Genomic DNA, 10,516 nt, shown 5'->3' with positions numbered 1-10,516 from the left:
TGATAAATGGCCGGCGAGTCGTTTATAAGCGCCCTCGACGACCGCACGGACGCGGACGGTCGCACACCGCTGGCCGCCCCCGACAGCCACGCGGACGCGACCCGCTACACGCGACTGCGCGAACCCAAACCGACTTTGCCGACGGCCGCGGAGACCGGGACATGAGCACCACCCAGCGGACGGCGGACGTCGTCCTCGTCGACTACGGTCTCGGGAACCTCCGGAGCGTCACCCGCGGGCTGGAGCGGGCCGGCGCGACGGTAACGTTGTCGGCGGACCCCGCCGACTTCGACGCCGCCGACGGGATCGTGCTGCCGGGCGTCGGGGCGTTCAGCGAGGGGATGGACAACGCCGGCCCGTTCCGAGAGGCGCTCGTCGACGCCGCCGCGGAGGGGCGGCCCCTCTTCGGGATCTGTCTCGGGATGCAGATGCTTTTGACCACCAGCGAGGAGGCCGAGACGGTCGGCCAGGGCGACGTCCGGGGGCTGGATCTCGTGTCGGGGACGAACCTCCGGTTCGACGAGGGACAAAAAGTCCCACACATGGGGTGGAACGAACTCGACGTCGGACGCGAACACCCCATCGCCGAGGGGATCGACGGCGGCTACGCGTACTTCGTCCACTCGTATTACGCCGCCCCGGACGACGACTCGGCCGTCGTCGCGACGACCGACTACGGCGTCGAGTTCCCGGCCATCGTCGCCAACGAGGCGGGCAACGTCTTCGGCACGCAGTTCCACCCCGAGAAATCCAGCGACACCGGGCTCCGGATCCTGCGAAATTTCGTCGAGTACTGCCTCGCGTGACGACCGCCGGAGTCCGGTCCTTCGGACTCGACCGACCCGACCTGACCCGACTCGGTCCCGATGTCGGCTCCGGCTTCGGCCCCCGGCTACACCGCCGCGAGCGCGACGACGACCACCGCCGCCGCCGCGATGGCGGCCCACCCACCGAGTACGACGGCGCGGACGGCCCGATCCGGGACCGACGCGTCCCCGCCGAACTCCTCGGGGTTGCTCGAGACGTACCCCGACAGCGACACGAAGACCAACCCGACCACGCCGAAGAGGATCGCGAACGCCCGCGTCCCGACGAGGCCGTTTCCAACGGCGACCACGAACAAAAACAACCCGAACAGACGCGAGACGACCGCGTTGAGCCGGGCTTTCGTCGCCATGACGCCGGCTACGCGTCGACGGACAAAAAGGCCGCCGGCCCCTAGAGCGGCGGCTGGCTGTCCCCGCGTTGCCGACGAGGCGGCCGTCGTCTGCCCGGCCTCAGTAGTCGAGGTCGAACTGTTCGTTCTCGACGACGGTGTTGAGGACGACACTGGTGTTGGATTCCTTGATGTCGGGGTCGATGAGCAGTTCCTTGATTTGCTCGTTCATGTGGTCGGTGTCGGTGAACTTCCCGACGGCGATAATGTCGTGGTCGCCGGTGGTCTCGTAGACGGTAACCATGTGTGTGTGTTCCTGGAGGCGGTCGGTGATGTCGGGCAGGGCGCTTCCCTCCACCTTGAGTTGAATGATGGCGGTCACGTCGTAGCCCAACTCGCCGTAGTCGACGATGGGGGCGTACCCCCGGATGATGCCCTCCTCCTCGAGGTTCGAGATGTGATTCGACACCGTCGTCACGGAGACGTCGAGGTCCTCCCCGAGCGAGCGCAGCGACGCGCGACCGTCTTCGAGCAGCGCGTTCACCAACTTCCGGTCGAGATTTTCGTACGTCATTACACTCCGATACTCCCTGGGGGCTTTAGAAATTTACGACTATTCAGTTCTTATCGACGGGGTGAGAGATTTGCGCAGATCAGCAACGTTTTAGTACGGGGACGCGTCGAAACGCACGACGAGAAACATGACGAACGACAACGTAACCGCCGATGGCGGTCTCACGGACGAAGCACAGGCCGTTCTCGACGAGATAGACGAGAAAGACGTCGGGTTCCTCCGATTGCAGTTTACCGACATCCTCGGCACGGTCAAGAACGTCGCCGTCCCGGCCGATCAGGCCGAAAAGGCCTTCACCGACGGTATCTACTTCGACGGTTCCTCGATCGAGGGGTTCGTTCGGATCCAGGAGTCCGACATGCGGCTCATCCCAGATGCGAGCACGTTCGCCGTGCTCCCGTGGCGGAACTTCGACGACGGCGCCTCCGCCCGGATGATCTGTGACGTCTACAACACCTCCACCGGCGAGCCCTTCGAAGGCGATCCCCGCTACGTCCTCCGACGCGCCATCGACCGCGCCGAGGAGATGGGCTACGATATCAACTTCGCGCCCGAGCCCGAGTTCTTCCTCTTCGAGGAAGACGAGGATGGCCGAGCGACCACGGATACCGGCGATCAGGGCGGCTACTTCGACCTTGCGCCGAAGGACCTCGCAAGCGACGTCCGCCGCGACATCATCTACGGCCTCGAAGACATGGGCTTCGAGATCGAGGCCTCCCACCACGAGGTCGCCCGCGGCCAACACGAGATCAACTTCGAGTACGACGACGCGTTGACGACGGCGGACAACGTCGGCACCTTCCGGACGGTCGTCCGGGCGATCGCCGCCCAACACGACCTCCACGCCACCTTTATGCCCAAGCCGATCCCGAAAATCAACGGCTCGGGGATGCACACCCATATGTCGCTGTTCAAAGACGGCGAGAACGCCTTCCACGACGAGGACGACGAGTTCAACCTCTCGGAGACGGCCCACTCGTACCTCGCCGGCGTCCTCGAGCACGCCCCGGCGATCACGGCGGTCGCGGACCCGACGGTCAACAGCTACAAGCGGCTCGTCCCCGGCTACGAAGCGCCGGTCTACATCGCGTGGTCCGACCGCAACCGCTCGGCGCTGATCCGCAAGCCGGCCGCGCGCGTCCCGGCCGCGAGCCGGATCGAGGCCCGCTTCCCCGACCCCTCGTGTAACCCTTACCTCGCCTTCGCGGCGCTCATCCACGCCGGTCTCGATGGCATCGAGAAAGGACTCGAAGCCCCCGATCCGATCCGCGAGAACATCTACGAGTTCGACGAGAGCAAACGCGAGGAGTACGGCATCGAGACGCTCCCGAGCAACCTCGGCGAGGCCGTCGAAGCCCTCGAGGAAGACGAGGTCGTCATGAACGCCCTCGGGGACCACATCGGCGAGAAGTTCGTCGAGGCGAAGAGCCAGGAGTTCGAGGAGTACCTCGTCGACGTCTCCGACTGGGAACTCGACCGCTACCTCGAGACGTTCTGAGGCCGGCGGCTCCCCAGAGCGTCGGTTCACGATCGCCCGTTTTTTATCTGATCGCCGCTACAGCTCTTCCTCGACCGCTTCGCCCGTTCGGTAGGCCGCCTCCGCGCGCCGCAGTATCTCCCGCGTCGGGCGATCGGTCTCGGCGGCGACCGACGCGCAGTCGTCGTACTCGGCGCTCACGTCGTAGACCTCGCCGGCGTCGTCCGCGGCGACCTTCACGTCGACTTCGTGGCGCTCGCCGCCGACCTCGATTGTGACGGCCTCGACGGAGCGTTCGGCGATCCAGCGGTGGGTCGTCGGCGTCTCGCGAATCCCGAGCGTGCCCGTCTCGGCCGCGAGTCGTTCCGCGACCGCCGCGACGTCCTCGGGGCGTACGACGACCCGTATCAGGTGACCGGGGCGAGCCTTCTTCATCGTCGCCGGGACCACCGTCACGTTGCGCGCGCCGGCGTCGGCGAGTCGGTCGTGGAGTCCGCCGAGTACCTCCGGCGTCGCGTCGTCGACGACCGTCTCGAGGACCCTGATCCCGTCGCGGGCGAGACTCCCCGACGCCGCCCCGACCGTCGCCCTGAGAACGTTCGGACGGCCCTCGAGGGATGTCCGCCCCGCCCCGTAACCGACAGATTCGACCGACAGCGACGGCAGCGAGTCGACTCCGTCGGCGAGTTGCGCCAACACGGCCGCGCCCGTCGGGGTCAGAAGCTCCGTCGCCGCCGGTCCGCCGGTCAACTCCCAGTCTGCCTCGCCGGCGATGTAGGCGACGGCGGGGGCCGGAACCGGGTAGGTCCCGTGGCTCATCGACACCTCGCCGCCGCCCGCGGCGACCGGCGTCGTGACGACCGACTCGACGCCGAGGTCGTCGACGAGAAGCGCCGCGCCGACGATATCGGCGATCGCGTCGTCGGCCCCGACCTCGTGGAAGTGGGTGTCCTCGAGGTCGGTCCCGTGGACGCGGGCCTCTGCGACGCCGAGTCGCCGGAACGTCGCTATGGCGTCGGCCTCAACCCGATCCGACAGGTCCATGCTGGCGACGAGCTCGCGGCACTCGGCGTACGTCCGGTGTGCCCCGGCCCCTTCGGCGCGCGCGTGCGCGTGAGCGTGTCCGTCGCCCGTCTCATCGTTCTCATCATCGTGGGTCCCATCGTTTTCGTGGTCGTGAGTACGACCGTGGCTGTGGGTGGTCCCCCCGTGCTGGTGGGCGTGCGCGGCCCCGCCGGGATCGCTGCCGTTCGCGTCCGCGTCGTCGGTGTCGCCCCCGCTGACTTCGATACTGACATCGACCGTCGTGGCGACGATCCCCTTTTCAGTGGTCTCGTCGATGTGGTACTCGATGGGGAGGGCAGCCTCGACGGGGGCGAGGGCGTCGGGGTCAGCGCCGGCCGCCACGAGCGCGCCGAGGATCATGTCGCCGGCGGCCCCGGTGCGGCCGTCGAGCGCGAGCGTCTGCATGGCCCGTGGTCGGGTCGCCGCGGCGAAAAAGGGACCGGTCGGGGGACAGCAGCCCTCGTGGTCGGTGTTGAAGAATCGAGCGACTTACCGGAGATCCGGGACGAGAGCGGCCTCTACCTCGTCGGCGTCGTAGCGTTTGCGTTGTCCGCCGTCGGCGCGAACGGTCGTCGCGGGCGTGTCGTCTGTCGGCATCATCGGGACCATCGGTTCGATCTCGTCTCGGGGCATCTACCTCTTCCATTTCCCTACTGGGTATTAAATGTAATGATCGATCATCACGTATACGGCAAAAACTGCCGGCGGTCTCCGGATAGACGGCTCGGTATGGGGCGTTTGCGCTTTTTCGCCCCCCGTCAACGGGCTATCCGGTCGAGAATCGGGATCTCCTCGCGGCGGGTCGACTCCAGCGCCGACCAGTAGATCCCGGTCGGCTTCGCCCCCGGTTCGGTCCGGATCGTCCGCGTCGGCGTGCAGACGATGTCTATCGGGACGTCGTGACGGTCTGGATCGACCGCCGCCTCGATCACCTGGACGTCGTGGACGGTCGTCACCGTCGGCGTGTCGTCGTCGACGAGTCCGAACTCCCGCAGCACCCCGAACTCGAGATCGCTGTACCCTTCGCCCTTCCCCACCCGGACGCCCGCATGGTCGACCGCAACGCTCCCCGAGACGACCGCGTCGACCTCCGGCAACGCCTCGGGACCGACGCGGGTCCCGTAACTGCCCATGTGCGAGACCGTCGGCGCGGCGTCGAGATCCGAAATGGACGCGGGGTCGAGTTCGACGAAACACGCCGCCTCGCCCAGGCGCGGGACGGCCATGTACACGGTCGTTCCCGCCTTTAGAAGGCGTCGCCGTAGCGGCAACTGTGGCGCGTCGGGGTTGGCTTTGACCGCGTCGGCACCGTCGAGTTCGGGCAGTGCCATCGCGCGCTCGGCCGCCTCGCTCGCGCCCTCGAAGTTGGTGATCCGGCCGTGTGGTGGAAACGGGAACCGAGCGATCTCGTCGTCCGCGAGGCGGTCCCAGATCCGCGTTCTGATCGAGTCTTTGTCGGGCACTACGCCATCCCCCGGACGAACTCGATCTGCTCGGGGGCGTAGTAGAACGTGAGCATGAGGTAGGCGGCGATCCCCAACACGAGGCTCACGAGCCATGCCGTCGCCGCGATTCGGCCGACTCGAGCGTGGGCGGTTTCGCGCAACTCCGCCGGCGTGTGGGTCAGCCCCAGCGTGATCGCGTACAGCACGAACGGAACCGACAGCACCGAGAGGACGATGTGGATCCCGAGGCTCCCGAGGTACAGCCCCCGCAGCGGGGCCCCGGCGACGATCTCCTTTCGGCCGCCGCCGCCGGTCTTCAACAGGTACATGACCAAGAACAGGAGGATGAGCGCGAACGCCGTCAGCATCGCCTTACGATGTTTTTCCACCTCGTCGTTTTTGATCCAGTAGATCCCGGCGAGCAGGCAGCCTATCGTCGCGGTGTTGACGACCGCGATGGCGTGTGCGAGCACGTCGACGGTCGACTCCGAGATCTCCGGGTAGACCCCCGACCCGCCGTACACCGTCCCGACGACGACGACGTAGCCGACCACGGTAAGGACGGCCGCGAGCGCCCGCGGGTGCTTTCGGGCGAACCGCGGGCCGCGTGCTGTAGACATACCCCCGATTCGGCTTCGGCGCAAAAGGCCGCTTCGTTTTCCCCCGTCGGTTGACGGTTCTTTTCCGACCACCCCGAATCAGTCGGTTCGCGGCAGGGCGTACGCGCCGACGGCGAAGAACCCGACCGCGAGGACGGCTAACACCGCCAGGTTGAGATAGGGATCCGCGCCGACGAGCCCCGCCTCGCCGACGCGCGCGCCCGCGCCGTCCGGCGGCCGGTAGGTAGCCGCCCGGAGCCCCCGAGCGAAGTAGCTCAACGGCGAGAGGTCCATGAAGGGGACGAACCACGCCGGGAGCAACGCCGGAGTGACGAACGTCTCCGAGAGGAACAACAGAGGAATAGCGACGCCGTTGGAGGCCGCGATGACGCCGTCCTGGGAGTCGGCGACGCGGCCGAGCAGGGCGCCGAACCCACAGAACAGCGCGACCGCGAGCGCCAGGTAGGGAACGACGAGCGGCGACGCCGCGAAGGTCGCGTCGGTGACGGCGAGCACCATCCCGAGGATGACGAGCGAGGCGAGGCCGATGACGGCGACGTTGACGAGCGTCTGTGCGAGGAGCCACTCCCCCCGTGACAGCGGCGTCGTCGCGAGTTTCTCGAAGCGGTTACCCTCGCGGTGGCGGGCGACCTCGCTGCCGATCCGCGACAGCGGCGTAAAGAGGACCACGACGGCGAGGTAGCCGGCGACGTAGTAGCCCGGCGGTTCGGCGAAGAGCCCGCCGCCGGCCGGGTCCGTCCGGATCAACGCGCCGAAGATGAGGATGAGGATGACGGGAAAAAAGAAGGTGAAGAACACCGCCGTCCGCCGCCTGACGAAGGCGAACCACGCCGCGCGCGTTTCCGCTCCGATCCGGCCGACCCGGCTCACGCCCGACCCTCCGGGGCCGCGTCGGTGGTCGTCGCCTCCGGGGGCGTCTCCCCTCCGTCTTCGAGGCCTCCGTGGGCGCCCGTCCCAGTCAGGGTGGCGTAGGCGTCGTCGAGGCTCGGCTGCCGCCAGGCCACCCCTTCGTAGCCGATCCCGGCCTCGGAGAGGCGCTCGACGATCGCCGGGATTTCGGTCGCGTCGGCGGGCACCGAGACGTGCCGGCCGGTGTCGATCGGCGCGTAGCCCGCCTTCCGGAGGGCGTCCTCGCCGGCCCGGTCGTCGTCGGCCTCGATCACGACGCGGCTGTCGCCGCCGTGACGCTCGACGAGTTCGGCTGGCGACCCGAGCGCGACGAGTTTGCCGTCGGCCAACAGCCCGACGCGGTCGGCCAACTCCTCGGCTTCGTCCATGTAGTGGGTGGTCAACAGGACGGTCGTTCCGCCGTCTGCGAGCCCCTCGATGAGCCGCCACAGCTCTCGGCGCCCCGTCGGATCGATCCCGGTCGTCGGCTCGTCGAGGACGAGCAACTCGGGGTCGTTGACGAGCGTCGATCCGACGCAGGCGCGGCGCTTTTGGCCGCCCGAGAGGTTCTCGTAGAACGTCCCGGCGCTGTCGGCCAACCCGACGTCCGCGAGCACCGCCTCGGGATCTCTCGCGTCGTCGTAGAGCCCGGCGTAGTACGCGATCAACTCCTGGGCGGTGAGTCGGTCGGCGGGTGTGAACTCCTGTGGCAGCAGGCCGACTCGGCCGCGCTCGACCTCTGTCGGCGGCCGACCGAAGACGGAGATATCGCCCTCGGCGTCGGTCGTTCCGAACAGCGCCCGGATGAGCGTCGTCTTGCCGGCGCCGTTCGGGCCGATGAGCGAGAAAATCTCCCCCGCGTCCACGGCGAAGGAGACGCCGTCGAGAGCGACCGTCTCCCCGTACCGACGGCGGACGTCTGAAGCGTCGATGACCATACAGAAGATGGGAGTGTCTCTGGCCTAAAGGCTGCTGTTCGCCACTCGTGAGGGGGCGTCCCCGGTCTCCCGCGGCGGTCGGTTATATTTCGAATCGATCGCCGTCGACGGCCATATCCCCTTCGAAAGCCGTCTCGGCGGGAATGTAATGGGAGAGATGCACGAGCCGGTAGTCGTCGGCGTCGAGGTCCGCCGCCAGCGCCCGAGCCCCCTCGACGGTCATGTGTTTGCTCCCGAACGTTCGGTAGACGCCCTCCTCGTCGGGGTGGTCCCCGCCTGCCGGGTGGGCCTCCGCGTGGGCGGCGGGGACGATGCCGTCCGCGAAGAGTAGATCCGGGTTCCGGAGGACGTCGCGGGCGGCCGCCGTGATGCCGTAGTTCGTATCGCCGGATATCGACAGTTTCGCGCCGGTTTCGGGGTCCTCGATGGAGAGCCCATAGCACAAAAGCGGTGGGTGCTCGACGGGGACGAGCGTCACCTCGAAGCCACAGGTCTCGAAGGAACCGAACGGCGAGCGCGGCTCGACGGTGATCGTATCGAGATAGTGGTACTTTTCCGAGACCGTCCCCGCGACGCTTCGGCCCGTCATCGGGTCGGTCTCGTCGGCGGCGAACACCGGCACGTCGTCGACCAGCCGATAGGCGTTCCCCAGGCCGTCGAGGTGATCGAAGTGGATGTGGCTGATGAGGATCGCGTCGGGCAAGGCCACGTCGTGGGCCAGAAACTGATAGCGGAAATCGGGGCTGGCGTCGACGAGCAGCGATTCGTCGGTTCGCTCGTTGCGGACGTGGACGGAAAACCGCGTGCGCTCGACGTCGCGCTCACGGGCGCGGGCGCAGGTGTCACAGCCGCACTTCGGGGTGGGCGTCCCCGTCGTGTCGCCGGTGCCGAGCAGCGTGACGTCCATCAGTGGTCGTGGTCGTGGCCGTCGGACCCGCCCGCCACCAACGCGTCCGCGTCGCCCTCGATCATATCCATGTTCTTGAGGTTGTCCCGCTCCTCGAAGCCCTCGATGGCGTCGAGGAGGTCCGACTGTGTCAGCGTCGTCCGCTCTTCGGTCAGCGCATCGAGTACCGCCTCCCGGAGCACGAGTCGGAGATCGCTACCGGTCAGCCCCTCCGTCGCGTCGGCGAGCGCCGCCGGATCGAAGTCCTCGATGTCCATCCGCCGGGTGACGATCTGCAGGATGTCGGCGCGCATTCCCGAGTCGGGCTTCGGGAAGTTGACGATCTCGTCGAAGCGCCGCCACGCTGCCGCGTCGAGTTGGTCGGGGTGGTTCGTCGCGCCGATCAACAACACGTCGTCTTGGATCAACGAAATCTCGTCGATGCTCTTCAACAGCGTGTTGACCGCGCGTTTGATCGCGGCGTGCTCGTCCGAGGAGCGCGTTTTGGCGACGAAGTCGAACTCGTCCATGAAGAGGATACACGGCGAGAGCCGTTTTGCGATCTCGAAGGTCTTGTCGACGTTTTTCGCCGTCTCGCCGAGGTACTGGCTCGTGATCATCGAGAGCTTCACCTCGACGAAGGGGAGATCGAGATCCTGCGCGAGCGCGCGGGCCACGGACGTCTTGCCGGTTCCCGGCGGCCCGACGAACAGCAGCTTGCCGATCTCACGGAGGCCGATCTCGGCGAGGTAATCGCGGTGTTCGATCGCCTTGACGACCTTGTGGATCTCGTTTTCTTGATCGTCGGTCAACACGAGGTCCTCGAGGGTCATCTCGATCTCCTCGGGGGCGCGGATATCGACGAGGTCGAGCATCTCCTGTTCGTCCTCGTCGAACATCTCCTCCAGAAGCGAGTCGATCCAGACCCGGTCGGCGTGGATCGGCCGGTTCTGCTCGCGGGCGGCGTCGTAGTCGACCCCGGCTTCGTCGCCGAAGGCGTACGCGAGCGTCGGGTTGCCGCGCAGGGTGTCGGCGTCGGTCCGTTCGAGAAACCACGACTCGGCCATCTCGCGGTCGCTGAACTCGATCTTCCCCGAGAAGTCGTCGCGGTCGGTGAACATCAGCCCGGAGATGGCCTCCCAGGGCCGGTCGACGCCGGTGGCGGCGGCGGCGGTGTTCGTCGTCGTCGTCAGCGGCCGCTCGACCTCGCCGCCCTCCCAGAAGACCCGCCGATACCGGGGCGGCAGATCGCGCTCGTCGAAGTCGCGGTTTTCGGTGTAGATGGCCGCAGTCAACAGGAACTCAACGACATCGAGTTCGGGGCTGCTCATTCCCACTACGCTTGCCACGGCGGGTGTATAAGCCCGTCGAAAGCCGCGATACCGGCGTCTCGCTGGCCCCTCCGCGCGGGACGCGTTCGAGACCGTTTCGCTCCCGACACCGAAGTCGGTTTATTTGTCCCGCCGT

13 protein-coding genes are annotated in these 10,516 nt (G+C 67.2%); 3 read left to right on the top strand and 10 right to left on the bottom strand.

What is annotated here, in order from left to right; all coding sequences use genetic code 11:
• The first annotated feature begins 6 nt into the window (after positions 1–6).
• Together NMLP_RS15515 and hisH are read left to right on the top strand one after the other, a co-directional pair.
• Positions 7–165, top strand: coding sequence for a hypothetical protein (locus NMLP_RS15515; protein WP_160169602.1), 159 nt, complete (start codon positions 7–9; stop codon positions 163–165).
• Positions 162–806: an imidazole glycerol phosphate synthase subunit HisH gene (gene hisH, locus NMLP_RS13355; RefSeq protein ID WP_015410659.1), complete on the top strand. Its 645-nt coding sequence runs from the start codon at positions 162–164 to the stop codon at positions 804–806. Before NMLP_RS15515 ends, hisH begins: the two co-directional genes overlap by 4 nt.
• 86 nt (positions 807–892) lie before the next feature.
• On the opposite strand, the gene NMLP_RS13350 is transcribed toward hisH, so the two are convergent.
• Both NMLP_RS13350 and lrp read right to left on the bottom strand, forming a co-directional pair.
• Positions 893–1,177 carry a hypothetical protein gene (locus NMLP_RS13350; protein WP_015410658.1) on the bottom strand — a complete coding sequence of 95 codons (285 nt, stop codon included), beginning with the start codon at positions 1,175–1,177 and terminating at the stop codon, positions 893–895.
• A gap of 100 nt (positions 1,178–1,277) precedes the next feature.
• On the bottom strand, positions 1,278–1,730 hold the full coding sequence (gene lrp, locus NMLP_RS13345) for an HTH-type transcriptional regulator Lrp (protein ID WP_015410657.1): 453 nt from the start codon (positions 1,728–1,730) through the stop codon (positions 1,278–1,280).
• A gap of 127 nt (positions 1,731–1,857) precedes the next feature.
• Here lrp and glnA point away from each other — a divergent pair, with 127 nt between their 5' ends.
• Positions 1,858–3,228, top strand: a complete 1,371-nt coding sequence (gene glnA, locus NMLP_RS13340) for a type I glutamate--ammonia ligase (RefSeq protein ID WP_015410656.1) — start codon at positions 1,858–1,860, stop codon at positions 3,226–3,228.
• 57 nt (positions 3,229–3,285) lie between these two features.
• Here glnA and larC read toward each other — a convergent pair whose 3' ends face one another.
• From larC to NMLP_RS13305, 8 genes are all read right to left on the bottom strand, one after another.
• Positions 3,286–4,677 (bottom strand): nickel pincer cofactor biosynthesis protein LarC, encoded by a 1,392-nt coding sequence (larC, locus tag NMLP_RS13335; protein ID WP_015410655.1) that lies wholly within the window; start codon positions 4,675–4,677, stop codon positions 3,286–3,288.
• Between the two features lie 84 nt (positions 4,678–4,761).
• The gene (locus NMLP_RS15670; RefSeq protein ID WP_015410654.1) at positions 4,762–4,905 is read right to left on the bottom strand and encodes a hypothetical protein; all 144 of its coding nucleotides are present in this window, start codon (positions 4,903–4,905) and stop codon (positions 4,762–4,764) included.
• A gap of 125 nt (positions 4,906–5,030) precedes the next feature.
• Positions 5,031–5,735 (bottom strand): 5-formyltetrahydrofolate cyclo-ligase, encoded by a 705-nt coding sequence (locus NMLP_RS13330; protein WP_015410653.1) that lies wholly within the window; start codon positions 5,733–5,735, stop codon positions 5,031–5,033.
• Positions 5,735–6,337 carry a DUF420 domain-containing protein gene (locus tag NMLP_RS13325; protein ID WP_015410652.1) on the bottom strand — a complete coding sequence of 201 codons (603 nt, stop codon included), beginning with the start codon at positions 6,335–6,337 and terminating at the stop codon, positions 5,735–5,737. Before NMLP_RS13325 ends, NMLP_RS13330 begins: the two co-directional genes overlap by 1 nt.
• 78 nt (positions 6,338–6,415) lie before the next feature.
• Positions 6,416–7,207, bottom strand: a complete 792-nt coding sequence (locus NMLP_RS13320) for an ABC transporter permease (protein ID WP_015410651.1) — start codon at positions 7,205–7,207, stop codon at positions 6,416–6,418.
• Positions 7,204–8,163, bottom strand: coding sequence for an ABC transporter ATP-binding protein (locus tag NMLP_RS13315; protein ID WP_015410650.1), 960 nt, complete (start codon positions 8,161–8,163; stop codon positions 7,204–7,206). The genes NMLP_RS13320 and NMLP_RS13315 overlap by 4 nt, the downstream gene beginning before the upstream one ends.
• 82 nt (positions 8,164–8,245) lie before the next feature.
• Positions 8,246–9,070, bottom strand: coding sequence for an MBL fold metallo-hydrolase (locus NMLP_RS13310; protein WP_015410649.1), 825 nt, complete (start codon positions 9,068–9,070; stop codon positions 8,246–8,248).
• Positions 9,070–10,380: an ATP-binding protein gene (locus NMLP_RS13305; RefSeq protein WP_015410648.1), complete on the bottom strand. Its 1,311-nt coding sequence runs from the start codon at positions 10,378–10,380 to the stop codon at positions 9,070–9,072. Before NMLP_RS13305 ends, NMLP_RS13310 begins: the two co-directional genes overlap by 1 nt.
• Between the last annotated feature and the right edge of the window lie 136 nt (positions 10,381–10,516).

This window comes from Natronomonas moolapensis 8.8.11 (genome assembly GCF_000591055.1).
GTDB classification, from domain to species: domain Archaea; phylum Halobacteriota; class Halobacteria; order Halobacteriales; family Haloarculaceae; genus Natronomonas; species Natronomonas moolapensis.
The sequence above is the reverse complement of the archived record's forward strand: the minus strand, read 5'-3'. Positions and strand labels throughout refer to the sequence as shown.